Raw genomic sequence first — 25,392 nt, 5'->3', positions numbered from 1 at the left:
GCGAGGCCCGGGATGCCTTGTGAGGCACCCCGGGCCCGCTCACGCCGAGGTCATTCCTTCGCACCGATCGCCTCGACCGGCCGGATCCTCAGCAGCATCCGCGTCGGCAGCATCGTGCCCGCGGCCGCGAGGGCCGCCGTCGCGCCGGCGATCGCCAGGTAGCCGAGGCCGGGTACGGCCGGGACCGGGGTGCCGCTCACCGCCATCGACACAAGGACCAGCGGGAACGCGGAGAGCAGGGTCCCGATGCCCACCCCGGCCGCGATGACGATGACGCTCTCCCGCCGCATCATCCCCACGACCTGCCCGCGGGCCGTGCCCGACAGGCGCAGCAGCGCGAACTCGCGTCGGCGCGCGGCCGTGCTCATCGCCAGCGTGTTGACGACGGTGATCGCCGTGTAGGCGATGATCACGCCGACGACGAGGTAGTTGACCCAGGCGTTCGCGCGTTGTTCCGCGAGCTGGTCCTCGACGGCCAGGCCGTCCCGGAGCACCGTGCCGGGGTAGGCCGCGGCCAGGTGCGACAGGGCCGGGGTCAGGTCGGGTGCCGAGGGGGCGGAGCGTACGAGGACGGACTCGTCGACCTTGCCGGTGGTGTGGGCGAGCAGCAGGTCGTGGTCCATGGTCACGTCGGTGAATCCGAAGCCGCGTTCGTACACGGCGACGACCTTGGCCCGCAACGGTGTGCCGTCGCCGAGGTGGAGCCGGGCGGTGTCCCCGACGCCGAGCCCGAGCCAGGAGGCCGTGGTGGTGCTGATCGCCACGGTGTCCCGCGACAGGGCCTTCATGTTCCCTTCCCGCGGCCGCAGATCGAGGGCGCTGCCGAGTGCCCGGGGATCCACGCCCTGCGCGCTGAGCGAGACGGACTCCTGGGCGCCCAGCATCTTGCCGAGGGCGACGACCTTGGACCTGACCAGTCCGGTGGCCGACGCCACCTGCTTCATGTCCCTCACCTTCTGGGCGAGTTCGGGTGACACTCCTGACGGCGCGGTGAGGACGTGGTCGGCGACGAGCCCGGCCCGCAGCTGGTCGGCCGACTCCCTGAGCCCGGTGGTCTGCGCGAAGACGACGGTCGACGAGAAGGAGACGGCGAGCACGAGCGGGGTGATGGCGCCGGCCAGCCGGGCCACGTTGGCCCGGGTGTTGGCCGCCGCGAGGTAGCCGGTGACACCGGTCCGGTTGAGCAGCGGGGCGAGCAGGCGTACGGCGGTACGGGAGACCAGCGGGCCGAGGACGGCGACCGCGACGACGAGGACGAGGACGAGGGAGTTGGCGAGCCCGACGAGGGTGAAGAAGTCGGCGTCCTGCGCCAGCCCGGTGACGAAGATCCCCGCCGACAGCACGAGCAGCACACCGCCGGTGATCCGGCGTCCGCGGCCGAGCCCCGGGCTCTCCACGGCGGCCTCGCCGAGCGCCTCGGTGGGCCGGATCCGGGTCGCGCGATGCGCGGCGGACAACACCGCGACCAGCGCGGTCAGGACGGTGACGAGCACCGCCGCGAGGAAGGGCAGGGGGCTGAGGGCGAGCCCGAAGTCCGAGGGCACGATGCCGTGTCCGGCGAACCGGTCGCGCAGCCAGTACACGAGGAGCAGACCCGCCGGGCAGCCGACCACTCCGGCGAGCAGACCGGTGGCGGCGGCCTCGGCCGCGACCATGCGCCGGATCTGGCCGGGGGTGGTGCCGATCGCGCGCAGCAGGGCGATCTCCCGGCGGCGGTGCCGGATCGACAGGGACGTGGTGGCGTACAGGACGAAGACGGCGACGAGCAGGACGTTGCCGCCGATCGCGGCCGCCAGGACGACGAGGTTGGAGCCACTGACGGTGACGTCGAGGAACTCGGCCCGTCCGCGCCCGTCCCCGGTGTGGACGGCGAGAGTGTCGTCGTGGAGCGTGGACCGGATGGCGTCGGCGAGTCGGTGCGGTGACGCGCCGGGCGCGGCGAGGACGCCGAAGGCCTGGACAGAGGCTTCGGGAACCGACCGGCGCAGGGTCGCGTCGGCCAGGAACGCCACGGACCGGCGGGGGGCACCGCCGCCCTTCAGGGCGACCAGCCCGGCGACCTGGAAGGTACGGGGCACCGAGGTGGTCATCAGGCGGATGTCGTCGCCGGGGCGGACGTCCGCCTGCGCGGCGAGCTCGGTGTCCAGGACGATCTCTCCGGCGGCGCGGGGCGCGCGACCGGTGGTCAGCCGGAAGTCGCCGAGGCCCAGGCTCGACCAGTTGTGTGCCTCCACCCCCGTGCCATGGTGTCCCGGCACCGGCTGCCCGGCATCGGTCACCAGCCGCACCGGGGCGCCCACGTCCGCGATCACCGCCTTCGCTCCGTCCACGCCGGTGATCCGGTCGGCCAACGAGGCCCGCAGCGGTACACGTTCGGGCAGGGGCTGGGACTCCTTCACGGTCGATCCGTCGAGGTCCTTGAAGGTCAGTTCGACCTCCTGGCGGCCCGCCACGAGGACATCGGCAGCCGCGTACCGCTCGGCGGAGGATCCGGCCCGTATGCCCGACTCCAGCAGGATCCCGCACGCGCTCAGGACCGCGGCGCCCAGCAGCAGGGCGACGAAGGTGCCGACGAAACCGCCCTTGCGGGCCTTGAGTGTCAGCAGGGCGAGACGCAGCATCAGGCGGCCCTCCGCAGGCCGGCCATGACGTCCGCGACGCGGTCGGCGCTCGGCTCGGCCAAGGCGTCGACGAGGTGCCCCGTGCTCAGGAAGAGAGCGTGGTCGGTGTGTGCGGCGGCCACCGGATCGTGGGTGACCATGACCACCGTCTGATGCAGATCGGTGACGGCCTGCCGCAGCAGCCCCAGGATGTCCCGTGCGGTCTCCGGGTCGAGCGCCCCGGTCGGCTCGTCGGCGAAGATCACCTCGGGCCGGGTGACCAGGGCGCGTGCGATCGCCACCCGCTGCTGCTGGCCGCCGGACAGCTGGGCGGGGAAGCGCGCGAGCCGGTCGCCGAGGTCGACGGCCTTCACGATGTGGTCGAACCAGCCCTCGTCGGCCTGCCGTCCGGCCAGCCTCAGGGGCAGCGTGATGTTCTGCTCGACGGTCAGCGAGGGAAGCAGGTTGAACGCCTGGAACACGAAGCCGATACGGGTGCGCCGCAGCTCCGTGAGCCGTCGCTCCTTCAGCGTCGACAGGTCCTGTGCGCCCAGCCGGACCACGCCCGAGGTGGGCCGGTCGAGGCCTGCCGCGCAGTGCAGGAAGGTGCTCTTGCCGGATCCCGAAGGGCCCATCACGGCCGTGAACGTGCCGGGTGCGATGCCCGCGTCGACCTTGTCGAGCGCCAGGACGGCCGCGGGGCCGTCGCCGTACCGCTTGGTGACGTCCGTCAGCTGCACCGCATACCGGCCGTCGGCCGGCCCGTCCGGTTGTTGGCCCCAAGACCGCACTGTGACTCCTCGACTTCTCAGGTTCCGACTTCTCAAATTCCGGCCGGTCAGATTCCGGCTACTCACGTTCCGGCTTCTCGCACGGCGTTCCGTGAGTGGTGCTCCCAGTCCAGCGGCGGCAACGGGCCGCGGCCTCGGCCGCACCGTCGAACCGTGGTCTCCGCCGGTCGGGCGAGATCCCCGTTGCCCTCCGCCGTACGGAGGACGGCAGGGTCTCCTCGCGCCGCCGGTCGCGCGGGCGCCTCCTCCTTGCGGAGGATGCCGCCGCGGAGGAGACCGGCCTCGCGCTCTCACCCTCAGGGCAGACAAGGGCTCCGGGTGAGCCGTCTACCGTGGGGCGCATGGACCTGATGGACTCGTTCGCCGGGCGCCGTGAGCCCCCGGCCGTCACCGACGCGGGTCTGGCCCTGCTGCTCATCGCCGGATGCGCGGCCACGCCGCTGGCGATCCCGCCCGGCGGGCCCGAACTGCGCTCGCCCGACGCCTGGTTCCTGGTGCTCGTGCTGATGTCCGCGCTGCCGCTCGCCGTCCACCGCCGGTCTCCGCTGCCCGCGCTGCTGGTGATGTCGGCGGCGGCCGCCACGCTCCAGGGTCTGCATTACATCCCGCAGCTCTCCGGACCCGAGGGCACCTCCATCGGACCGACCTACGTGGGCGTGGCCACGGGCGTGTTCCTCACCGCCCTGCGGTCCACACCCCGTACGGCGACCCTGGTCGTGGCGGTGCTCATCCCGGCCGCGGCCGTCACCGAGTCGCTGCTCGCGCCGGCCGGGTACCGTGTCACCACCCTGCTGATCGAGACGGTGCTGCTGGTCGCCGCGTGGGCGCTGGGCCGCCTCTCCAGGGCGCGCGCCGCCATCCGGAACCAGGCGCTGGAACGGGCCGCGGCGATCGAACGCGAACAGGTCGCCAACGCGCGCGCCGCCGTGATGGAGGAACGGGCCCGGATCGCCCGCGAGTTGCACGACATCGTCGCCCACAACGTCAGTCTCATGGTGGTGCAGACCATCGCCGCCGACCGGGTCCAGGACCGCGACAGCGCCAAGGCCCACGAACTGCACGGCACCATCGAGGAGACGGGACGGGCCACCGTCACCGAGCTGCGCAGGCTCCTTGACGTGCTGCGGACCGACGAAGAAGCGGAGAGTGACCCGAACAAGGAGCCGCCCCAGCCCACCATCGACGCCCTGCCGACGCTCGTGGAGTCGGTGCGCGCCGCCGGTCTCCAGGTCGAGTTCGACATCAGGGGAACCCCCGCCGAGCTCCCGGCGGGTTCACAACTCGCCGTCTACCGCGTCGTACAGGAAGCCCTCACCAACACCCTGAAGCACGCCGGTCACACGCACACCGCGCTGACCGTCTCCTGGGAGCCGGAGCGGCACCGACTCACCGTGCGGGTCTGCGACGACGGGCCGCGGCAGGGCGCCGGGACATCGCGGCCGCCCATACCGGCGAGGGGTTCCGGTCACGGTCTGGTCGGTATGCGGGAACGGATCGGCGCCGTGGGCGGCTCCCTGCACACCGGCAACCGTCCGGGCGGCGGATACTGCGTCCACGCGGTCGTCCCGCTCCCCTCCCCCGAACCCGACCCCCAGCACGAAGGGCACTCCCCGCATGCAAGCCATCCGCGTCCTGCTGGTCGATGACCAGCCCATGATCCGGACGGGATTCCGGCTCATCCTCGAGGCCGAACCGGACATCGTCGTCGTCGGCGAGGCGTCGGACGGCGTCGCCGCCGTCGAGAGCGCCGAGGCCCTCACCCCGGACGTCGTCCTGATGGACATCCGGATGCCGCACATGGACGGTGTAGAGGCCACCCGCCGGATCGTGGGGGCGGGTTCGCCCAGCCGGATCGTCATCCTCACCACCTTCGACCTGGACGCGCACGTCGTGGACGCCCTGCGCGCCGGGGCCAGCGGTTTCCTGGTCAAGGACGGTCCCGCCGACTCCCTGGTGGGCGCCATCCGTACGGTGGCCGGCGGTGAGGCGGTGCTCTCTCCGCGCGTCACTCACCGGCTGCTGGACCGCTTCGCCCACCTCGCCGCGCCCGCGACGCCGACCGTTCCGACGAAGCTCGACGCCCTCACCGGGCGCGAACTCGACGTGCTGCGCGCCCTCACCCGTGGTCTGTCCAACGCGGAGATCGCGCTCGAACTCGGCGTGGGCGAGACCACGGTCAAGACGCACATCGCCCACATCCTGGAGAAGTACCAGCTGCGCGACCGCGTCCAGGCCGTGATCCTGGCGTACGACTGCGGCCTGGTCGTCCCGCGCGGAACGTCCTGACGGGGGGCACGGGAGCGGGCGTCCAGCCATCGAGTGGCACGCCCGCGTGATCACCGATCGCGGGCACGGGGAGCGTCGCGGTCAGCGTGGGCCGGTACGGTCCGCTGTCACGCGCAGGTACTCGATACCGGTGTCGAGCGCGGCCTTCAGGTGGGTCGAGTCACCCGTGGACATCATCACCGACACACCTCCCTGGACTCCGGCCAGCAGTGCGGCGGCCGTCGTGTCGACGTCGAGGGTGGGCGACACCAGGCCACGCGCCCGGAGTGCGCGCATGCCCTGGGCGAGTTGCTCCTGCCACTGACGCATCAGCTCGGCCACGATGGCCCGTGCGCCCGGCCGGGATCGGCCGACCTGGAGGAACAAAGATCCCAACGGGCACTGATCACCCTGGCGTTCATAGCGCTCCACGACCGCGTCCCGCCACCGGTACCAGGACTCCCAGGAGTCCAGGCTCCCCAGATGCGGCTGCTGGTCCTCCAGGACGCGGTCCGCCTCGAACTGCGCCACTGCCAGCAGTAGTTCGTCCTTGCCCTCGGGGAAGTAGTGGAAGAGCTGGCTCTTGCTCGTGCCGGTCCTGGCGCGGATGTCGTCGAGGGTGGTGAAGGCGACGCCCCTTTCGCGGAGCACCTCGGCGGCACCCTCGATGATGCGGGCCCGCGTGGCCCGGCCTTTCGTGGTCGGCGCGTGCGACATGGTGCGCTCCCTCCCTCTCTGGACCGGCGTACTGAACCGACTCGCTGGATTTACTCATTGCCGGCTCACTGGACCGATGAGTCCATTTTACGTCCTCGCGCGCCCCGGACTGGACTTGCTGGTCCATTTTTGCCGATGCACAGTGGGTCGCGCGGTTCAGCCCACCGGTGGACCGCCGTACGGAGCCGGGCGGTCTGCCCGGCCGCGGAGAGCGGGACGAGGGACCACATCATGGGTGAACGACTGCACAACAAGACCGCGCTCGTCACGGGGTCGACGAGCAATATCGGGCAGGCGATCGCCGAGGCCTTCGCCGCGGAGGGGGCCCATGTCATCGTGTCGGGGCGCGATCGGGAGCGGGCGGCCCGGGTCGTCGAAGGTATCCGCGCCGCCGGCGGACGGGCCGATTTCCTCGTGGCGGATCTGGACGGCAGTGCCGGCGCCTCCCGGGACCTTGCCGAGCGGGCGCGCGGGTCCCTCGGCGGACGCATCGACATCCTGGTCAACAACGCCGGTATCTACCCGGGCGGCGTGACCACCGCCACGGACGAGGAGACGTTCGACCGGGTCTACGCGGTGAACGTCAAGGCACCGTTCTTCCTGACCGCCGCCGTCGCACCGGCCATGGCGGAGGCCGGAGGGGGCTGCATCATCAACCTCGGGTCATGGGTCGCGCGCCTGGGTATTCCGGTCGGCGCGCTCTACAGCTCCACCAAGGGGGCCATGGAGACCCTCACCCGGGCATGGGCCGCGGAGTTCGGACCGCAGGGAGTCCGGGTGAACGCCATCTCGCCGGGTGTGATCCTCCCCCGCACCGCGGAAGGGAGCGAAGCGCACCCCGGCGAGATCATGATGAAGGGGACACCGGCCGGCGAAGTCGGCAGCCCGGACGCCATCGCGCGCGCCGCCGTCTGGCTGGCCGGTGACGAGGCCTCCTTCGTGCACGGATCGGTGGTGGACGTCGACGGGGGCCGCGTGGGTGCCGCCGTCATCGCCGCGTGAGTCACCGCACGCGTTTCCCGTCGCTCCACGGCAAGGACCTTCACGGACCGGCTCGATGTCCGTGGCTGCAGTCGCACGGGCGCTTTGTCGGGCACGGCCCGGCCCCGGTCGGGCCCGGCATGCGCGGCGGACAAATGTTCGGGACCAGCGTCGCGATCACCGGTTAAGCTCCCCCAGCGCGCGTCGGGCGCGGACCGACAAGGTGGGGGACATGACCGAGGATTTCACCGAAGCCAAGCAGGGCCCGAACGCCTGGGCCCAGGCCATCGCGGCGGTGGTGGTGGTCGGCGGGCTGGGGGCCGGACTGTTGGTACTGCAGGGGGTCTCCGAGCGGAACTCCGGTGACAGGGACCCCGCCACCTGCTCGTCCTCGAAGGCCACACAGGCCACACAGGCTACGCAGGCCACGGGGTCGTCCAAGCACGTCTCCGGAGCCCAGCTGTGCACGGCGCTGAACCGCTCGGACCTGCCGGCGCTCCTCGGAACCCCGGCAGAGCAGGCGGAGACGGCCGGAGGCAACGAGAGCTCGGTCAAGCTCGCAGGCGGCACCGAGATCGCCACCCCCGAGGCCACTGTCACGCTGAAGACCTACTCGGTGAAGATCTCGGCGTCCTACGACCATCTCCCGGTCGCTCAGATGGCCGTTCTCCTCAGCACCGCGCAGAAGAGAACGGTCCTGGGACACCCGGCGGTCCTCTACTCGGACCGGACCATCGCCATCACCTTCAACGGCGACGGCAAGACGGACACCGGCCCTGGCGGCATCGCCCGCAGCCTGCTGGTCGCCCAGGACTCGAAGGACGGCGGCGGCTCCTACGAGATCGCCATCTGGCGCCAGGACTCCGTCGTGCCCGACGACGCGGCACTGCTCAACGTCGCCGAGAGCGTGCTGCCGACGATCCCGGGCTGGGTCAACGGCTGACCCGGCTCACACCGACCACATCGCGGAACTGGGCGCACGGCACACCCCGCGCCGGACACGGCACTTGATACCCGGGGGCCGTTCCGCCACCGGTCCTCATCGCAGGGTGAGCGGGGTCTCGGATGCCACGCGGGTCAGCTTCTCCGGGTTGCGGACGTAGTAGAGGCCGGTGATGCGGGCGTCCTCGACACGGATCGCCATGATGCCGTCGACCTCGCCGTCCAGACGTAGGACGAGTGCCGGGTTGCCATTGACCACGGTGGGGTCACTGGTGAGCGTGCCTTCGGCCTTGCCGGTCCCGCCGACGATGAAGCGGACCACCTTCTCGGCACCGCTGATCGGCCGCAGCGCGGCCTGCTTGACGCCGCCGCCGTCGCTCACCAGGACGACCTCGGGGGCGAGCACGTCCATGAGGCCCTGCAAGTCCCTGGATTCGAAAGCGCGCTGGAACGACTCCAGAACCGCCCGGATCTTGCCCGAGGGGACCACCTCGCGGGGGCGGCGGGCATCGACGTGCCGGCGTGCGCGATGTGCGATCTGGCGGACGGCCGCGGGGGTCTTGCCGACGGCGGCCGCGATCTCGTCGTAGCTGACGTCGAAGACCTCGCGCAGCACGAAGACCGCGCGCTCGGTCGGCGACAGCGTCTCGAGGACGAGCATCATCGCCATCGACACACTCTCGGCGAGTTCGACGTCCTCGGCCACGTCCGGCGCGGTGAGCAGCGGCTCGGGCAGCCAGGGGCCGACGTACACCTCCTTGCGGCGACTCATCGTGCGCAGCCGGTTGAGGGACTGCCGGGTCGTGATCCGGACCAGGTAGGCGCGCGGGTCGCGTACCTGCCCCAAGTCGACCTTGACCCACCGCAGCCAGGTCTCCTGGAGGGCGTCTTCGGCGTCGGCGGCCGATCCGAGCATCTCGTACGCCACGGTGAAGAGCAGGTTGCGGTGGGCGACGAACGTCTCGGTCGCCGTGTCGGTGACGTGGTCAGTCATATCTCGGCCCCTCCCCTTCGCGGCCGGCGCCGGTCGCCGAAGTCCTTCAAGCGTGCATCCACAGCAAGATCCTTCTCAGGTGTGATCGTCCGTACTCGTGGATTTGTTGAGTGGTAATCAGGCGTCCCGTGCCCCAGACGACGCCCTACGAGTGCCTGGCTACGCCGCCCGTTCGGCGGTGGCCGGCGCCTCGCCGCGCTTGGTCTGCAACAGTTGCCGGCGCTTGGCGTCCTTGGCCCACCAGGTGCGTGCACCGGGCTTGCTTGCCTCATACGCCAGTTGCCAGGGGATGCCCTTGCAAATGAGCTCCTTGACCTTCGCGCCCGGGCGGCCACCGAGGTAGAACCCCTTCGCGGTGTCATCCCTGCCCGTGAGCTGAAAGACGCCGGCGCGACGGCCCAGACTGATGCACTGACTGACGAACCCGACGTCGATGGCCGCGGGCTGCTCTCCCGCGAGCCGGCTGAGCACTGTCTCGGCGGCCTGCGGGCCCAGCTGAACCGCGGCCTGGCAGCTCATCCGGCACGGCAGGTCCGACGGTGCCGCCGAGTCCCCGGCCGCGACGATGCGCACGTCGTCCACGCTCGTCAAGGTCTCGTCCGTGAGCAGGCGGCCCAAGGCGTCGGTGCTCAGTCCGCTGCGCGCGGCCAGGTCCGGCACACCGAATCCGGCGGTCCAGATGGTCACCTCGCTCGGCAGCTCGCGGCCGCCACTGAGCCGTACGGCATCACGGCTCACCGCCGTCACCTTCGCGTCGGGGCCTTCGAGCACGGTCACACCGAGCGCGGCCAGCCGCTTGGCGACCGAGCGCCGTCCCCGAGGGTGCAGGGAAGGGCCGAGCACCCCGCCGCAGACCAGGGTCACTCCGCGGCCCTCCTCCGCCAGTTCGGCGGCGGTCTCGATGCCGGTCGCACCGGCTCCGACGACGGTCACCGCGGCCGTTGCGGGCGCGGCGTCGACAACCGGCCGCAGCCGCTGGGCCTCCTCCAGGCCGGCGATCGGGTAGGCGAACTCGGCCGCCCCGGGCACCTGCGGGTCGGCGCTGCCACTGCCCACCGCGTAGACCAGATAGTCGTAGCCGACCGTGCCGCCGGTCGCCAGCGTCACGCCGCGCTCGGCCGCGTCGATCCGGGTCACGGTGTCGACCACCATGCGGACGCGCTCGCTCAGGACCTTTCGGTAGTCGACGACCGCGTCGTGGGACCCGCCCACCAGTTGGTGCAGGCGGATCCGCTCGACGAAGGTCGGGCGCGGGTTGATCAGAGTCACTGTCACGTCGTCCCGCTGCGTCAGGCGATTGGCCGCCATGACGCCGGCGTATCCGCCGCCGATCACGACCACTTCGGTGTTCTCCGTCATGGTGTCTCCTTCGTTGCCGGGGGTTCGGCCTCAAGACACCGCGGAATCGATCGCCGTGACAGCATGTGAGGCAGGTCACTCCACGGACCCCGCTCGAACCACGCCCAGCGGAACCGGAGGAGGAGTGGCAGTAGTCTCCTCAGCGATCAAGCTTGAGGAGTGTGCGCAGTGCGGATCTACATCAGCGCGGACATGGAGGGCGTCACGGGGCTCGTCGACGCCGACGATGTGCAGCCCGGCGGCCGGGACTACGAGCGTGGACGGCTGATGATGGCGGAGGACGTCAACGCCGCGATCCGGGGTGCCCTCGCGGCCGGCGCCACCGACATCACTGTCAACGATGCTCACGGACCGATGCGCAACATCCTTCCGGAGGCCCTGCACCCGGCTGCCCGCCTGATCCGCGGCAAGCCCAAGCACATGCTCATGCTCGAAGGTCTCGCGCCCGAGCACGATGCCATGGTCTGCGTCGGCTATCACTCGCGGGCCGGCGCGCTCGGAGTGCTGAGCCACAGCTTCATGGGCCACGAGATCGAGGACATCTGGCTGGACGGCCGGCCGGTGGGTGAGATCGGCCTGGCCCACGCCACCGCGGAGGCCATCGGCGTTCCGGTGGCGGTCCTCACCGGTGACGACTGCGCCTGCGCGGAGATGGCCGAATGGGACGCCTCCGTCACCACCGTGGCCGTGAAGAACGCGCGGGACAGATTCGCGGCGGATCTGCGACCTGCCGAGGAAGCACGTGCCGCGATCGAGGAGGCGGTCGCCGCCAGTCTGTCCGCGCAACGACCGGCCACGGTGGTCCCATCGGGCCCGTCCACGCTCACCGTCCGCTGGCAGTCGGCTTCAGTGGCCTCCACCCTCCTGGGAATTCCAGGGGTCACCTCGCCGGACACGCGGACCGTCCAGGCGCAGGGCACTCTGCCCAGCCTCTACCGGCTCTTCGGAGTGTGGATGCGAGTAGCGGCTTCCCTCACCAACCAGCCACCGTACTGCTGACCCTCGGTGGCCGCCCGGGACCGCCGTGCACCCTTTGCTCGGATGACTCGGATGACTCGGGCTGCTTGTGTTCGGCTTACTTGGATTCGACTCGTCCGAGCGGGTCGGGGTCGGCCGTCAGCGCGTCACGCGCCGCCTGCCAAGCGGAATCCCCGGGGTGGAGCGCTGTGCGGAGGTAGGCCCAGGTGAGCCGCTGGACCGCGGACACTCGCCCGGGATTCTCGTCCGTGGTCTCGGCGACGTCGTATCCGGAAACCCCGCCGAGCCCGTGCTCCGCGTCGAACAGGGTGAGCAGGGACTTGGGGCCCGGGGAGAGAAAGTACGGATCGGCGTGCCAGTCCGGGCCCCGAACCGTCAGATGGGTGGAGGCGTCCTTGTCGCCTGCGACCACGAGTGTGGGTGTCGTCATCTCGGAGAAGTCCGTGGTCGAGAAGAACGCGTAGTTCTCGGCCACGAACTCGGTGACTGCATCACCGCCCCTTCCGGGCGCGGCAAGCAGTACACCTGCCTTGATCCGGGGCTCGGTCAGGTTCACTTCCGTTCCGTCGTCCGGATCGGTGAGCCGGGCGCCGAGCAGCAGGCTCGCGGTGTGCCCGCCCATCGAGTGCCCGGCCACGGCGACCTTGTCGTGGTCCAGGCGCCCGAGAAGCTGCGGCACGGCGGCCTCGATCACATCGAATCCGTCGAGGATCCGCGTCATGTCCTCGGCCCGTGAGCGCCAGTGCAGAGGCCCCCCGGGGGTAGCGGGATCCAGGCTCAGCGTCCTCGAACTCAGGTGGGTGGGCTGGATCACGACGAAGCCGTGCGCCGCCCAGAAGTTGGCGAGGGGGGCGTAGCCGTTGAGCGAGGAGAGGTGGTTCGAGTAACCCTGGCCGTGCGAGAGGAGGATGACCGGCAGGTCGCTCCCGGTCACGGGCGCGGAGACGCGCACCTCCAGATCCACGGCCCGGCCGGGGGCCGGCACCACTACGGGACTGACCGAGAGCACCGGGGTGGGCGGACCGAAGGTGTGGGCCGGGTACGTCGATTCACTCATGATGCGCATTTCCCTTCCATGACCTCTGCTGCCGGTCTCATTCGGCTGACGGCGGGTAAGGCGGTCAGGCCCTGTCAGGGGCGTCCGGCATCGGCTCCGCATCAAACGGAGCGTCGTTCCGGTTACGATACGGATCAACGTTCCGCTTTGTCAACGACCGCCAGAGGGAGAGCGAGGTGCACGATTCGTCGTCCCCGCACCCGACGAGGCGTGTGGAATGGCGTGGCTGAGGGTCCGTCACTCAGCTGTTCACAGGGGATCTGGATGTTGCCGGAAATCGTGCGCCCCTGGATGGGAGAGATCTTCGACAGCTCGTACGTCCCCGATCCGCGCGTGCGCGCCGACCGGCTGGTGTCCCCCGCGGGCGCGGCCGACACCGCCGACCTCAAGGGCATCGCCCCGGCTCTGGTCGTCACGGCGGAGTACGACCTTCTCAAGGCGGAAGCCGTGCGCTACGCCGAGCGCCTTCAGCGGGCGGGCGCCCTCGTCGAGCATCACGACGTGCTCGGGGTCGATCACGGGTACGACGGCAAGGACGACGAGAAGGCTCTGGAGACCTACGCCGTGATCGCCCGTCATGTGCGGCGGGCCGGAGGCGGTTCAGCGGGCGGGCCCGGGACGGACGAGGCGCCCGCCGCACGTCGGACGCCCCGACCACCCGCTCCTCCATCCCCCTCTCCATGGAGGTGACTGTCAGCCCTGCGCGCGGGCCTCGGGTGGCGTGATGCCCAACTTGTCAGCACTCTGCGTCAGTTCACGCCACACCTTCGCCGTCACGGGTACCCCCTTCTCGGCGCGCCGCACACTCAGGGCGGCAGAGTGGTGTCGACAGCCGCGGTGAAGGCGTCCGCGTCGCCGAAGGCCGCCGGGTCGATGGCGATGATCAGGGCGTTCTGGCGGTGCTCCCGGCCCTGGGGATCGTCCGAGTGGAAGGCGGCGAAGATCGGCGCTCCGACGAGCACGCTGGTGAGCAGTTCGAACGCCAGCGACATGCCGGACCCCTTGGCGCCGCGCAGCGGCGGCGGCATGACCGCCTTCTCCGGGTCGGTGGTGGGGGTGCCGTCCGCGGTGGCGGCGGCCCCCTCCGGCAGCGGGGTGCCGCTCGCCCTGGCCTGGCGGATCTTCCCCAGGGCGATCGTGGCGGTGGCCATGTCCAGCAGGAGCGGCGCGTGGCTCGCGGCGGGTACGGCGATGGCGAGCGGGCTGGTGGCCATGGCCGCGCCCTTGACCCCGGTGTAGCCCATGTTGGGCATTCCGACGACGAAGGCGAGCCCGACCAGGCCCTGTTCGGCGATCTTCGACACGTAGTAGCCGATGGCGCCGGTGTGAACGGTCCGGCGCACCCCCACGGCCGCGACACCCCCGCCCTGGCACGGGTGATCGCCTCCTCGGCGGCCGCGGTGAGGGCCACCGGGCCGGGCGCGCGATCGGTGTCGAGGACGGCGACCGCCGTCGTACCGGACTCGAACGTCATCGCGGGCTGGGCGTTGGCCACCCCCTTGGCAAGCAGCTCAAGATACTCGGGGCCCGCGCGGTGCCGTGGGAGTCGACGCCGCGCAGCGCGGCCCAGACGAACACGTCGGCGGTGGTGCGGGCGTGCTCGGCGCCGAGTCCGCCCTTCTCCAGGAGGGCGGCGGCGAAGGCGCGCAGGTCGTCGGCGGGGACAAGGACCGTGCCCGGCTCGGGCGTTGGGGTGTCGGTCATGGTGGCGGGGGCCTCCCGGGTCAGCGGGTGACGAGAACGTCGACGACGGCGGTGGTGCCCTCCGCCACGGCCTTGAGCGCGCGCTCCAGGGCGGGGGCGAGCGCGTCCGGCGCGTCGACGGTCTCGGTGTGCATGCCGAACGGCTCGGCGAACTGGGCGAGTCGGGGCAGCCGGTGCAGGTCGGTGCCGAGCCACTCGCCGGTCTCGGCGGCCGCGCCCTCGGGGTAGAACCTGCGGTGGTTGAGGTTCATCGACTTGTAGACGCGGTTGTCGAACACCACGATCAGCAGCGGCAGGTCGTACGTCCTGGCGGCGTCGTACGACGGGATGACGGGGTTGTACGCGAAGGCCCCGTCGCCGATGGTGAGGACCACGGGGCTTTCCCTGGGGGCGAGTTTGACGCCGAGTGCCACCGCGATCCCCTGGCCGAGTCCGCCCCGCACATAGAAGTACGAGTCGGGTTCGGAGGTCTGGACATGGTGTTTCACGACGCGGCTGTGTGTGATCGTCTCGTCGACGACGATCGCGTCCCGCCCGTCGAGCAGCCCCCGCAGCAGGTGCCCGGGGCCGCCGAGGAGGCGGTCAATCCTGGGGGCGGTGGAAGGTGAGCCGAGTGCCCTTGATGTACGGGTTCTGCGCGAACTCCTTCAGCAGGGCGGTGCCCTCGAGCGCGTAGTCGATGCGGTTTCCCTCCCACGACGGGGGCAGGATCAGGGCTCGGTTGACGCCGGCCTCGTCCATCAGCTCGAGGGCCTCCTCGTAGGAGAAGGGGTCCTCGCGGTGGCCGTTGAGGCGGATGCGCTCACGCGCGTCCGGGACCCAGGGGCGGTCCGGGGTCTCTTCCTTCCAGATGTGGATCTGCGTGTCGACAACGAACAGGTCCTCAGCTCTTTCTCGCGAGGGGGAAGGGCCTCTCGGCACAGGACCAGATGGGCTGAAGAGGGCTGTGGGTGCCACTGGTCGTATCCGATCCGGACATGCCTGAGGCCGGGCCCCGCCAGGTCCCGGCCTCAGGCATGTCGTCGCGGTCAGCCGGTGGTGGTCAGCTGCTGGGCGGCGTCGGGCTGCGGGGTCCGCCGGGGGCCGCGCAGGCCGGTGAGGGCGACGAAGACCGTGGCGAGCACGGCGGCGACGGCGAACGCCGTGAAGCCCCAGCTCTCGGACTTGGCTGCGACGAGTTGGCCGCCGAGCCAGGGTCCGAACACGGCGCCGAAGCGGCCGATGCCGGAGACCCAGCCCACGGCGGTGGCCCGGTTGCCGTCGCTGGAGCGGCCGGCGACCGTCGCGTAGATCATGGCCTGGGCACTGAAGAGGAACAGGCCGGTCAGGAAGACCACGACGTAGGTGAGCGGCAGCGCCATGTGGATGCCGAGCAGATAGACGCCGAGGGCGGTGGCCGCGAACCAGACGGTGGCGACGCGCGCGCCGCCGAAGTGGTCGGAGAAGCGGCCGGCGATCAGCATGCCCGCGATGCCGCCGAGGTTGATGACGATGACGAAGGACAGCGAGGAGCCGAGCTCGTAGCCCGTGCCACGCATCATGGTGGGCAACCAGTTGCTGACGCCGTAGACGAGCAGCAGGCCGCAGAACGAGGCCAGCCAGAACAGCAGCGTGGTGCGCCACAGGCCGCCGCGGAACAGGGCGGCGACGGCGCTCCAGCGGTCCCCGGCCGCGGGGCGCTTGGCCGCGGGGGCGGGGAGTTCGACGTCGTAGCGCTCGGCGAGCTCGCGGGCCTCCCGTGTGCGTCCCTTGGCGATCAGGAAGTTCAGGGACTCGGGGAGGTACTTGGCGATCAGCGGGACGCCGATGAGCAGCGGGACCACGCAGATCCAGTAGGCGATGCGCCACTGGCCGGCGCCGGTGGTCCACAGGCCGACGAAGCCCGCCAGGATGCCGCCGGCCTGGTGAGCGGTCATCAGCGTGCCGACTATCAGCGCGCGGCGGCCGCGCGGGGCGTACTCGGCGACCATCGTGATCGTGGTGGGGAGCAGACCGCCGAGTCCGAGACCAGCGATGAACCGGCCGAGTCCGAAGACACCGAGGCTGGGCGCGACGGCGCAGAGGGCGGACGCGAGCGAGAAGACCGCCGTGCAGGTGATGATCACCTTCTTGCGGCCGATCCAGTCGGTGACCGTACCCGCGGACAGCGCGCCGATCAGCATCCCGAAGGTGGCGTAACTGCCGAGGTCGCCGGCCTGGGACGGCTGGAGCCCCAGGGCGTGCTCGGCGAGCATGTTGGGCAGCACGGAGCCGTAGACAAACATGTCGAGGCCGTCGAAGAGCACGACCAGCCAGCACAGGCCGACGACCAGCGTGGCCAGTCCGGTCCCGCGTGCGCGCAGGTCTGGGGAGGGAGACATCTTTGTTTCCTCTCGTCCGGGAGAAGTGTCCCTGGAGGGGATGAGTGAGGCGGGTCGGTGCGGCTCGAGCGGCCTGACCCGATGGTGCGCACGACGCTAGGGTTCCGGTTCCTGAAGTGTCAACGCTTTTGTCAACAATCTCAGGAACAATCCAGCCGACGGTTCCGGGAGGGCTACATCAGGAGAGAAACAGCAGGTGAAACGGCCATGGGCGGCACACAGCCGTGTGCCGCCCTGCCTGTTGCGCTGACTTGTTCTCAGTGGTCCGCGGCCGGGTCCAGCGGCGGTGTGCCATGGGTGTGGAAGGACTCGATGGTCTTCAGACCCCACGCCTGCCCCTTGGCGCGCTCGGCCTGGGTCCACGTGATCAGGGGCCAGTCGGGGGCCAGTACGAGACGGGTGAGCGGGTTGCACAACTCGATGCGGTTGCCGCCCGGCTCGTAGACGTAGAGGAAGAACGTCTGCTGGATGGCGTGCTTGTGCGGGCCCGTCTCGATGAACACACCGGTGTCGAGGGCGAGGTCGGCGGCGCGCAGGATGTCCTCGCGGGTGTCGGTCGCGAACGCGATGTGGTGCAGCCGCCCGCGCGAGCCCGTCCAGTCCTCGGTGTAGACGACGTCGTACGACTTGTTCGTGAACGTCAGCCACTTCGCGGCGATCCGGCCGCCGTCGAGCTGGATCTGCTCGGTCGGCCGGGCGCCCAGCAGGTGCTGGTGGAAGTCGGCGTTGGCGGCGACGTCGGCGGCCAGGTAGTTCACATGGTCCAGGCGGCGTACGCCCACCCCGTGACCGGGCTTGGCCTGGGGCTGGTTCTTCAGCCCCGGCTTCAGCTCGTCCGGAGCCTGGTACCACTCGGACTCCCAGTACAGGGCCAGTTCGTGGCCGTCGGGGTCGGTGGTGACGTACAGCCGGCCGAGGCCCGGCTCGTCCTCGGTCCAGCGGCCCTGGTGACCGGCGGCCTCCAGTTCCTTGACCCTCCGCTGCAGGGCCTCCTCGCTGGCGGCGCGCAGGGCCGTGCGGCGCAGACCTGAGGTCCGGTGCGCGGTGAGGACGAGGCTGTGGTGCTCGTAGTCGTCCCAGGTCCGCAGATGGACCGAGTCACCGTTGCCGCCGTTGACCGTCAGGCCGAGGTAGTCGGTGAAGAACCGCAGACTTCCGTCCAGGTCCGGGGTGAGCAGTTCGACGTGCCCGAGGTGGGCGATATCGCCGAGGGGCGGGGCCATGCGGGCCTTCTTAAGGGTGAAGTGCGGCTCCGGCCGGCCGGGGGAAGACCGTACCGTCGAAGATCTTGCGTGCGGTGCGGACGACGGCGGTTCGGCGGGCCACGGGGGCGGTCCCCGGGGTGCCGTCGTCGATCTCGCTCTCGATGTCGAGGAATCCGGTGGGATGCTCGATGCGCAGCCGTCCGCCGTTCTCGGGCAGCCGGGCGACGTCCTCGCCGACGCCGCCGTGGACGCGCAGCCCGGCGGCGACACTGGCGGCACCGAGGACGCCGATGGCGGTGTGGCAGCGGACGGGGATGAAGGTGCGGGTCATGACCGCGCCGCCGTTCGTGGGCGGTGCCAGCAGGCTGAGCTTGGGCACGGTCGTCTCGCTGACATCTCCCAGGCCCATCAGCAGGCCCGCCTCCAGGCGGATCCGCTGGAGCCGGTCGTGCAGCGTCAGGTCCTCCTCCAGGTCCCGCGGCCTTTCGTAGCCGGTGACCTGTAGGGAGGCGGCGGCGATCAGTACGGTCGGCATGCCGTTGTCCACGCAGGTCACCGGCGTGTCCGCGACGATGTCCCGGGCATGCCCGGTGGGCAGCAGGGGGTTGTTGCCCCGCTCGAACTCGATCACCACGGGTGCGGCGGTGCCTGGCACGCCGGAGATCTCGGCCGGTCCCGCGTAGGAGACACGCCGGTCCGGCGTGGGGAAGGTGGCGGTGGCCAGGTCACCGCTGTTGACCATCCGGATCCGCACCGAGGTGTGGCCGTCCCGGGCGGGGACCAGACCGCGTTCCACGGCGAACGGGCCGACTCCCGCAAGGAGGTTGCCGCAGTTCTGCCGGTCGGAGACCTCGGCCCGGTCCACTCCCGCCTGGAGGAAGAGGTAGTCGACCTCCGCGTCGGGGCTCTGGGAGCGGGAGACCACCGCGACCTTGCTGGTGAGCGGGTGCGCTCCGCCGAGTCCGTCGATCTGCCGGGCGTCGGGGCTGCCCATGACCCGCAGCAGCAGTTCGTCGCGCGCCCCGGCGTCGGCCGGCAGGTCCTCGGCCAGGAAGTAGGCGCCCTTCGAGGTCCCGCCGCGCATCAGCATGCAGCGCAGCTCCTCGCCGGTGCTCATGACTGGGAACCGTCGCGTTCGTACTCGTCGTAGGCCTGGTACCGCACCCCTAGCCGTACGAGGGTCTCGCGCAGGCCGTAGCGGTCCAGGCCCAACTGGCCCTCCGCGAAGGCGGCCCGGGAGGCGTCCTCCTTGGCGGTGCGCGCCCCGGCCGCCTTGACAGCCGTGCCGGCCCGCTCGCGGGGTACGCAGACCACGCCGTCGTCGTCGGCGACGATGACGTCACCGGGGCGGACGACCTGGCCGCCGAGCACGACGGGTACGTTCACCGAGCCGCCCGTGGCCTTGACCGTGCCCTGGGCGCAGACGGCACTCGACCAGACGGGGAAGCCCATGGCACGCAGGTCGGCGGTGTCGCGCACGCCGGCGTCGATAATCAGGCCGCGCACCCCGCGGTACTGGAGCGCGGTGGCGAAAAGGTCGCCGAACATGCCGTCGGTGGAGGGCGAGGTGGTGGTCACGACGAGGATGTCGCCCTCGCGGCACTGCTCGACCGCCGCGTGGATCATGAGGTTGTCGCCGGGCCAGCACAGGGCGGTGACCGCGGTGCCCGCGATGCGCACGTCCTGCTGGATGGGCCGGAACCCGGAACCGAGACTGCCGGTTCGGCCCATGCCCTCGTGGACGGTGGCCACCCCGTAGCCGCCGAGTGCCTCGACGTCCTCGGCATGGGCGCGCGGCGGGTTGGTGACGATCAGGCCGCTCATGCCAGCTCCTCCGTGACCTGCGGGTAGGGACGCATGTAGGCCTCGCCGTAGGTGGCGTGGGGCAGGCCGAGGTTGGGGCCCGCGTTGCGCTTGAGCTGTACGCCGCGCCGTTTGCCCAGGTCGGTGTAGTAGTCCCACAGGTGCTGCTGGGCGGCGAGGCACTCCATGGCCTTGCGCTTGGTCTCCCAGACCGGGGTGATGTCGAGGAGGACCTCGGGCCGGAAGCCGCACATCTCCGGCTGGTGCGGCTCGAAGAAGAACACCGGCGGGGCTCCGATGATCTGGCCCTCGGAGGGATAGCCGATGGCCTGGGCGAGGACGCGTGCGTCCAGGGCCATGCGGGCGGCCGCCGGGTGGTCACCGTTGTAGGGATCGTCCAGGGGGTGGGTCAGGACCACGTCGGGCTGGGTGTCGCGGTAGATGCGTACGAGCTGGTCGGTCAGCTCCTGAGTGACGAGCAGGGGGTAGTCGCCGGCGTCGAGGAAGCGCACCCGGGCGCCCAGGGCCGAGGCCGCCGCCTCGGCCTCGGCACGGCGGATCTCCTTGATCTCCTCCAGCGACTTGCCCTCGCGCCAGGCCTTGGCGGACTCACCGCGCTCCCCGTAGGTGAGGCACGCGATGGTCACCTTCTCTCCACGGGAGGCGGCCAGGGCGATGGCTCCCCCGGCCCGCCAGACGAAGTCCCCGGCATGCGCGGTGATGACAAGTGTCGATCGTGGGGTGGTGGGCGCCTTGCCGTGCGTCATTGCTCACATCTCCTTGGTGGACAGGCCGGATGCCCCACCTCCACGACGTCATTGGCGCAGCGCGTCGATGACTCCCGCGAGGTGGGTACGGACGGCCGCTTCGGCCGCCTGCGGGTCCCGGGCCCTGATCGACTCGATCATGGCCAGGTGCTCACTCAGTGACTGCTGGGGGCGCCCCGGTCTCAGCGCGAGCTGGAAACGGTGGCGCACCAGCTGCCCGTTGAGCCGCTCCAGCAGCCCCACGGCGACCTGCTGGCCGGAGAACTCCCTGATCCGGTCGTGCAGTTCGTGGTTGAGCCGGGAGTAGACCAGCGGCTCGCCGCCCGCGACCGCCTTGGACATCGCCGTGCCCAGATCGGTCAACTGGTCCAGCTGGTCCTCGCTCGCCTCGACGGCCGCCTTGGCCGCGCAGAGGCCCTCCAGGACCATCCGGCACTCGGTGATGGCCACCGCTTCCTCGACCGTCACCACCCGCACCCGCGAGCCGCGGTTGCGGATCCGCTCGACCAGTCCCTCCGACTCCAGCTCGATCAGCGCCGCCCGGACGCTGGCCCGCGTGACACCGAACTGCTCGGCGAGTTCGTTCTCCACCAGCCGCTGGGCCGGTGCCATGTCGCCGTGCAGGATCGCCTGCCGCAGATGCACCAGTGCGTGCTGCTTGGCCTGCTCGCCGGTGCCTGGACGGGCTTCCTTCGGCATCGCGCCCTCCCTGAGTGAGTGCCTGTCGAACCTAAATCCAGTCCAACAAGATTGTCAACAATTTTGTTCTCTATGTTGCCGACATGGCCTGCCGGCGGTCTGGTCATCCGCCGCCACAGGGCCCCGGCCAGCCCCAATCGCCCCACGGCCCCTCGGCACCGACAGCGGCCCTGCCGGGCAGGTGTCGATCTCCGCGCAGGGCGACGCCACTGCCCCATCTCCCGGGCCGGGCAAGGGCGCGACGCCCACTCCACGGACGCCGAGCCCGTCGGCGGCCCGAGGACAGGACCGTCGAGGATCCGCCGCGGAGAATGCCAACTCGACGTCGCCTCCGCTCCCTTGGGCGGGTCGGGCCGGGCGCGCGCCGCGCGCCGCGCAGGCCGAAGGTGGCGGCCGGGACCGCCCCGATCAGCCCCGATCTGGGCGGGCGTCAGTCGCCCAACGCCAAAAAGAAGTAAAGGGAGTTGCCTGCGACACCATGACCCGCATCCAGCACTCCCGGGGCCCATCCGCTGCGCTTGACTTCATTGTCCACATATGCGTAGTTTGGATACGGGTTGAACAGAAAACAGACGTTTTGCCTGGCGAGAAGACAAACAATCTCAGCATCCCGACCGACTACATCCCGACCGACGACAACCCGGTCGTCGGTTAACTGACGGACGGGCGCCCCGCCGCGGGGTTCGCTGCACTCAGCAGCCCAGGTGGGCCCGATGCCGCGCGATCAGCGCGTGAGTCGGCAGACGGCAGCTCCCGTCACATTCAACGCCGATGTACCGGACCCTCATCGCGAACGTCTCAGCGCCTCACGGGTGCCGACGTCACCGCGGCCGTGCAGGGCCAGGACCTGTCTACGCTCCCGGGAAGGGAAAGCACCATGCGGATCATCACTTCTAGGACGTTCCGGCTGGTCGCCAGCCTGTTCGCCGCTCTGGCCCTGGCGTTCGGCACAGCCGGCATCGCCAGCGCGGCCAGTTCCCAGTCGGATCACTCCGGTTACTCCTTCAGCAGCAACGACGGCGGAGGCCATGGCGGAGGCGGCGGCGGCTACGGCGGCGGCGACCACGGCGGTGGCGGCGGAGACCACGGTGGCGGTGGCGGAGACCACGGCGGCGGCGGTGGCGGCCACGGCGGCGGTGGCGGCGGCCACGGCGGCGGTGGCGGTGGCCACGGCGGCGGCGGTGGCGGCCACGGCGGCGGTGGCGGAGGCCACGGCGGCGGCGGCGGAGGCCACGGCGGCGGCGGCGGAGGCGGACACTGACCCCAGTGGTCGCAACTGACATCTGAAGATTGACGGCCCGTCATCTCGCCAAAGACGACTGGTCTTCTGCGAACGGTCCCGCGTCGCGCCAGCGACACGGGACCGTTCGGCGTGCGGCCCTACGACCTGCACTGGCGGTCGTCCACGGTCCCGGTACCGCCGCGACAGAACCGATCGAGGCGTGATGACGGCCGGTGCACGGCGCGTGACGCTGAGCGACGTCGCCGCGGCGAGCGGCGTCTCGCGGGCGACCGTGAGCTTCGTACTCAACGACGATCCGAACCAGACCGTCTCGCCGACCACGAGCGAACGCGTGCTGCTCGTCCGGCACGGCCATGGCGCGCCGCACTCCACACAGCAGGTCCTCGACACGATCGCTCCCCGGGCCGTGCTCCGGTTCGCCTCGCATCTCACCGGCCACGAGCCCGGGGCGGCGGGCGACTGGCGGGCGGGGTTCGCCGCGAGCGCCGCCCTGCAGATCCGACATCTCGCCGACCACGAGCACACGCACCTCGCGATGGCGTTGCCCGACCACGACTCCCCGCTGCTGGAAGTGCGGCTGCGCCTCGCCCGGGAGACCGTGAGCACGCTGGGGCTCGCCCCGCTGACCTCCTTCGTCGTACCCCGTCCGAGGACGGCAGGCACCAGCGCCGTCAGGACCTTCCTCGCCGCGCACGGGACCGTGACGGCGGTCGCGGCCTTAGACGACGACATCGCTCTGCGCACCCTGAGCGCCCTGCACGACCTGGGACTTGCCGCACCCGGCGACCTGGCCGTGACCGGCTTCGACGACACGGAATACGGCGCCCTCGTCACACCCGCGCCGACCACCGTCCGCATCGATGCCGAAGTGCACGGCCGCCTCGCCGCCCGCGCCGCGCTCGGCCTCGATCTCGCCGGACTCGGCCCCGAGCCCGGACGGATCATCGCGTGCGACTCGGCGTGACACCGGCGGGCAGCACGGCGCACGCGTTGCGCCCCGACGTCGACTACGCGGCTCGGCGATAGAGCTCTGTCAGGAGTTCGATGGCGGCGGGGACGGCGGGGTGCGGGTCGTCCCGCCACCAGGCGAGCCGCACCGCGATGGGCTCGGCGTCGCGCACCGGCCGGTAGACGACACCGGGGCGCGGGTACTGGTGCGCGGTGGACTCGGCCGTCATGCCCACACAGCGCCCCGTGGAGATCGCGGTGAGCCACTCGTCGACATCGTGGGTCTCCCTGGTCACCGGGCGGGAGTCGGGCGGGAACAGCTCCGTCGTGGTGGTGCCGGTCCTGCGGTCGATCAGCAGGACGCGCCCGCCGAGGTCGGCGAGTCGCACCGAGCGGCGTCCGGCCAGCGGATCGTCGGCGGCCAGGGCGCACAGCCGCCGCTCCAGCCCCACGATCGCGGAGTCGAACCGCCGGTCGTCCAGGGGCCTGCGCACCACGGCCGCGTCGCAGGCTCCCTCGGCGAGGCCGGCGGTGGCGGAGTTGACTCGCACGAGCCGCAGCTCCGTCTCGGGGTGCGCCCGCGCCCAGTCGCGCTGAAAGGCCAGGGTGTGACGGCCGAGCGCGGACCAGGCGTACCCGATCCGCAGCGAGGCGCGACCCGACGTGGCCTCCTGGACCAGGTCGGCCACCTCGCCGAGTACCCGCCGGGCATGCGCCAGCACCCGCAGTCCCGTCGCCGTCGGAGCGACCTCGCGGGAGGTGCGCCGCAGCAGCCGTACCCCGAGGACGCGCTCGAGCGAGGCCAGTGTGCGGGACACGGCGGCCTGGGAGATCCCGAGCGCGATGGCGGCGTCGGTGAAGGTGCCCTCGTCGACGATCGCGACGAGACAGCGCAACTGCCGCAGCTCTACGTTCATGACGGAGGCGCCCTTGCCGGAAGCGTCCTCGACGGCGGCGCCCGTTCCGGAAGCGTCCTCGACTGAAGGATCCATGACTCAAGCGTATAGATGGATCGGCTGATGCATTTTGCGCAAGAGCCCAGGCCTCCCAGCATCGAGACATGCACGCAGCCTCCGCACGCCCGGCAGCACCCGCGCGTCGCACTCCCCCGGCCCCCACCGCCCCGAAGGCGGACGGCACACGCCTGGCCGGCGTGGTCACGATGGTCGCCAGTGGCCTGTCCAACCAGACCGGTGCCGCGATCGGTTCCCTGGCCTTCCCCGTCCTCGGCCCCGTCGGTGTGGTCGCGGTGCGTCAGTACGTCGCCGCGGTCGTCCTGCTGGCAGTGGGCCGCCCCCGGCTGCGCACGTTCACCTGGGGGCAGTGGTGGCCGGTCGTACTGCTGGCGCTGGTGTTCGGGACCATGAACCTGTCCCTCTACACGGCGATCGACCGCATCGGCCTGGGGCTGGCGGTGACGCTCGAATTCGTGGGCCCGCTCAGCATCGCGCTGGCCGCCTCCCGCCGCCGCCTGGACGCGTGCTGTGCGGTGATCGCCGCCGCGGGTGTCATCACGCTGATGCGCCCGCGCCCCTCCGCCGACTTCCTCGGAATGGGCCTCGGACTGCTGGCCGCCGGCTGCTGGGCGTCGTACATCCTGCTCAACCGCACCGTCGGCCGCCGCATCCCCGGGGCGGCGGGGTCCGCTGCCGCCGCCGGGCTCTCCGCCGTGCTGTTCCTGCCGGTCGGCGTCGCCGTCGCGGTCCGGCATCCTCCGACGCCGACGGCGGTCGGCTGCGCCGTGGCCGCCGGCGTGCTGTCCTCCGCGGTGCCCTGCCTCGCGGACCTGTTCACCCTGCGCCGCGTCCCGGCTCCGGTCTTCGGTCTCTTCATGAGCGTCAATCCCGTCCTGGCCGGTCTGGTCGGGTGGATCGTCCTCGGTCAGAGCCTGGGCTGGACGGAATGGACGGGCATCGGCGCCGTCGTCGCGGCCAACGTCCTCGGCATCCTGACTGCACGAAGTTGACGGACACTTCACG

The 25,392-nt window shown here is 71.1% G+C and carries 26 protein-coding genes; 9 read left to right on the top strand and 17 right to left on the bottom strand.

Annotation, left to right across the window (positions count from 1 at the left end):
- Nucleotides 1-50 precede the first annotated feature (50 nt).
- Together ACZ69M_RS24125 and ACZ69M_RS24120 are read right to left on the bottom strand one after the other, a co-directional pair.
- Nucleotides 51-2,621, bottom strand: a complete 2,571-nt coding sequence (locus tag ACZ69M_RS24125) for an FtsX-like permease family protein (RefSeq protein ID WP_470052725.1) — start codon at nucleotides 2,619-2,621, stop codon at nucleotides 51-53.
- The gene (locus tag ACZ69M_RS24120) at nucleotides 2,621-3,391 is read right to left on the bottom strand and encodes an ABC transporter ATP-binding protein (RefSeq protein WP_470052723.1); all 771 of its coding nucleotides are present in this window, start codon (nucleotides 3,389-3,391) and stop codon (nucleotides 2,621-2,623) included. Before ACZ69M_RS24120 ends, ACZ69M_RS24125 begins: the two co-directional genes overlap by 1 nt.
- A 341-nt stretch (nucleotides 3,392-3,732) precedes the next feature.
- Here ACZ69M_RS24120 and ACZ69M_RS24115 point away from each other — a divergent pair, with 341 nt between their 5' ends.
- Both ACZ69M_RS24115 and ACZ69M_RS24110 read left to right on the top strand, forming a co-directional pair.
- Nucleotides 3,733-5,037, top strand: coding sequence for a sensor histidine kinase (locus tag ACZ69M_RS24115; protein ID WP_470052721.1), 1,305 nt, complete (start codon nucleotides 3,733-3,735; stop codon nucleotides 5,035-5,037).
- Nucleotides 5,006-5,677 (top strand): response regulator, encoded by a 672-nt coding sequence (locus tag ACZ69M_RS24110; RefSeq protein ID WP_470052719.1) that lies wholly within the window; start codon nucleotides 5,006-5,008, stop codon nucleotides 5,675-5,677. The genes ACZ69M_RS24115 and ACZ69M_RS24110 overlap by 32 nt, the downstream gene beginning before the upstream one ends.
- Nucleotides 5,678-5,758: 81 nt before the next feature.
- Here the strand turns inward: ACZ69M_RS24110 and ACZ69M_RS24105 are convergent, their stop codons facing one another.
- A complete protein-coding gene (locus ACZ69M_RS24105; RefSeq protein WP_470052717.1) occupies nucleotides 5,759-6,373 on the bottom strand; it encodes a TetR/AcrR family transcriptional regulator in 615 nt (204 codons plus the stop codon).
- 231 nt (nucleotides 6,374-6,604) lie between these two features.
- Here ACZ69M_RS24105 and ACZ69M_RS24100 point away from each other — a divergent pair, with 231 nt between their 5' ends.
- Nucleotides 6,605-7,375 (top strand): SDR family NAD(P)-dependent oxidoreductase, encoded by a 771-nt coding sequence (locus ACZ69M_RS24100; protein WP_470052715.1) that lies wholly within the window; start codon nucleotides 6,605-6,607, stop codon nucleotides 7,373-7,375.
- A 211-nt stretch (nucleotides 7,376-7,586) separates the two neighbouring features.
- Nucleotides 7,587-8,297, top strand: coding sequence for a DUF6215 domain-containing protein (locus ACZ69M_RS24095; protein WP_470052713.1), 711 nt, complete (start codon nucleotides 7,587-7,589; stop codon nucleotides 8,295-8,297).
- Between the two features lie 96 nt (nucleotides 8,298-8,393).
- Here ACZ69M_RS24095 and ACZ69M_RS24090 read toward each other — a convergent pair whose 3' ends face one another.
- Nucleotides 8,394-9,290: an RNA polymerase sigma-70 factor gene (locus tag ACZ69M_RS24090; RefSeq protein ID WP_470052711.1), complete on the bottom strand. Its 897-nt coding sequence runs from the start codon at nucleotides 9,288-9,290 to the stop codon at nucleotides 8,394-8,396.
- Nucleotides 9,291-9,449: 159 nt separating this feature from the next.
- The gene (locus ACZ69M_RS24085; protein WP_470052709.1) at nucleotides 9,450-10,649 is read right to left on the bottom strand and encodes an NAD(P)/FAD-dependent oxidoreductase; all 1,200 of its coding nucleotides are present in this window, start codon (nucleotides 10,647-10,649) and stop codon (nucleotides 9,450-9,452) included.
- Between the two features lie 168 nt (nucleotides 10,650-10,817).
- Between ACZ69M_RS24085 and ACZ69M_RS24080 the strand changes: the two genes are divergently transcribed.
- Complete coding sequence (locus ACZ69M_RS24080; RefSeq protein WP_470052707.1) at nucleotides 10,818-11,648, top strand: M55 family metallopeptidase; 831 nt, start codon at nucleotides 10,818-10,820, stop codon at nucleotides 11,646-11,648.
- A gap of 76 nt (nucleotides 11,649-11,724) precedes the next feature.
- Here ACZ69M_RS24080 and ACZ69M_RS24075 read toward each other — a convergent pair whose 3' ends face one another.
- Entirely contained in the window at nucleotides 11,725-12,684 is a 960-nt protein-coding gene (locus tag ACZ69M_RS24075; RefSeq protein ID WP_470052705.1) for an alpha/beta hydrolase family protein, read from the bottom strand.
- Between the two features lie 264 nt (nucleotides 12,685-12,948).
- On the opposite strand from ACZ69M_RS24075, the gene ACZ69M_RS24070 reads away from it, so the two are divergent.
- The gene (locus ACZ69M_RS24070) at nucleotides 12,949-13,374 is read left to right on the top strand and encodes an alpha/beta hydrolase fold domain-containing protein (RefSeq protein ID WP_470052703.1); all 426 of its coding nucleotides are present in this window, start codon (nucleotides 12,949-12,951) and stop codon (nucleotides 13,372-13,374) included.
- A 116-nt stretch (nucleotides 13,375-13,490) separates the two neighbouring features.
- Here ACZ69M_RS24070 and ACZ69M_RS24065 read toward each other — a convergent pair whose 3' ends face one another.
- The 10 genes from ACZ69M_RS24065 to ACZ69M_RS24020 all read right to left on the bottom strand — a co-directional run bounded on the left by ACZ69M_RS24065 (nucleotide 13,491) and on the right by ACZ69M_RS24020 (nucleotide 21,222).
- Nucleotides 13,491-14,033, bottom strand: a complete 543-nt coding sequence (locus ACZ69M_RS24065; protein ID WP_470052701.1) for an Ldh family oxidoreductase — start codon at nucleotides 14,031-14,033, stop codon at nucleotides 13,491-13,493.
- A gap of 121 nt (nucleotides 14,034-14,154) precedes the next feature.
- Nucleotides 14,155-14,388 (bottom strand): Ldh family oxidoreductase, encoded by a 234-nt coding sequence (locus ACZ69M_RS24060; RefSeq protein ID WP_470052699.1) that lies wholly within the window; start codon nucleotides 14,386-14,388, stop codon nucleotides 14,155-14,157.
- A gap of 20 nt (nucleotides 14,389-14,408) precedes the next feature.
- Nucleotides 14,409-14,876: a thiamine pyrophosphate-dependent enzyme gene (locus tag ACZ69M_RS24055; protein WP_470052697.1), complete on the bottom strand. Its 468-nt coding sequence runs from the start codon at nucleotides 14,874-14,876 to the stop codon at nucleotides 14,409-14,411.
- 94 nt (nucleotides 14,877-14,970) lie between these two features.
- Nucleotides 14,971-15,309, bottom strand: a complete 339-nt coding sequence (locus ACZ69M_RS24050; RefSeq protein ID WP_470052696.1) for a hypothetical protein — start codon at nucleotides 15,307-15,309, stop codon at nucleotides 14,971-14,973.
- Between the two features lie 107 nt (nucleotides 15,310-15,416).
- Nucleotides 15,417-16,748 (bottom strand): MFS transporter, encoded by a 1,332-nt coding sequence (locus tag ACZ69M_RS24045; RefSeq protein ID WP_470052694.1) that lies wholly within the window; start codon nucleotides 16,746-16,748, stop codon nucleotides 15,417-15,419.
- Between the two features lie 257 nt (nucleotides 16,749-17,005).
- Complete coding sequence (locus ACZ69M_RS24040; RefSeq protein ID WP_470052692.1) at nucleotides 17,006-17,971, bottom strand: catechol 2,3-dioxygenase; 966 nt, start codon at nucleotides 17,969-17,971, stop codon at nucleotides 17,006-17,008.
- A 10-nt stretch (nucleotides 17,972-17,981) separates the two neighbouring features.
- Entirely contained in the window at nucleotides 17,982-19,070 is a 1,089-nt protein-coding gene (locus ACZ69M_RS24035) for a 4-oxalomesaconate tautomerase (protein WP_470052690.1), read from the bottom strand.
- Nucleotides 19,067-19,777 carry a 4-carboxy-4-hydroxy-2-oxoadipate aldolase/oxaloacetate decarboxylase gene (locus tag ACZ69M_RS24030; RefSeq protein WP_470052688.1) on the bottom strand — a complete coding sequence of 237 codons (711 nt, stop codon included), beginning with the start codon at nucleotides 19,775-19,777 and terminating at the stop codon, nucleotides 19,067-19,069. Before ACZ69M_RS24030 ends, ACZ69M_RS24035 begins: the two co-directional genes overlap by 4 nt.
- Nucleotides 19,774-20,523: a PIG-L deacetylase family protein gene (locus tag ACZ69M_RS24025; protein WP_470052686.1), complete on the bottom strand. Its 750-nt coding sequence runs from the start codon at nucleotides 20,521-20,523 to the stop codon at nucleotides 19,774-19,776. The genes ACZ69M_RS24030 and ACZ69M_RS24025 overlap by 4 nt, the downstream gene beginning before the upstream one ends.
- 48 nt (nucleotides 20,524-20,571) lie before the next feature.
- On the bottom strand, nucleotides 20,572-21,222 hold the full coding sequence (locus ACZ69M_RS24020) for a GntR family transcriptional regulator (RefSeq protein ID WP_351301650.1): 651 nt from the start codon (nucleotides 21,220-21,222) through the stop codon (nucleotides 20,572-20,574).
- Between the two features lie 1,028 nt (nucleotides 21,223-22,250).
- Between ACZ69M_RS24020 and ACZ69M_RS24015 the strand changes: the two genes are divergently transcribed.
- Both ACZ69M_RS24015 and ACZ69M_RS24010 read left to right on the top strand, forming a co-directional pair.
- On the top strand, nucleotides 22,251-22,502 hold the full coding sequence (locus tag ACZ69M_RS24015) for a hypothetical protein (protein WP_470052684.1): 252 nt from the start codon (nucleotides 22,251-22,253) through the stop codon (nucleotides 22,500-22,502).
- Nucleotides 22,503-22,688: 186 nt separating this feature from the next.
- Entirely contained in the window at nucleotides 22,689-23,429 is a 741-nt protein-coding gene (locus ACZ69M_RS24010; protein WP_470052682.1) for a substrate-binding domain-containing protein, read from the top strand.
- A 43-nt stretch (nucleotides 23,430-23,472) separates the two neighbouring features.
- Here the strand turns inward: ACZ69M_RS24010 and ACZ69M_RS24005 are convergent, their stop codons facing one another.
- The gene (locus ACZ69M_RS24005) at nucleotides 23,473-24,330 is read right to left on the bottom strand and encodes a LysR family transcriptional regulator (protein ID WP_470053181.1); all 858 of its coding nucleotides are present in this window, start codon (nucleotides 24,328-24,330) and stop codon (nucleotides 23,473-23,475) included.
- 143 nt (nucleotides 24,331-24,473) lie between these two features.
- Here ACZ69M_RS24005 and ACZ69M_RS24000 point away from each other — a divergent pair, with 143 nt between their 5' ends.
- A complete protein-coding gene (locus ACZ69M_RS24000) occupies nucleotides 24,474-25,379 on the top strand; it encodes an EamA family transporter (protein ID WP_470052680.1) in 906 nt (301 codons plus the stop codon).
- Nucleotides 25,380-25,392: the final 13 nt, after the last annotated feature.

It is taken from the genome of Streptomyces sp. NPDC107454, from assembly GCF_055582885.1.
This window is presented reverse-complemented; position numbering and strand designations above follow the sequence as displayed.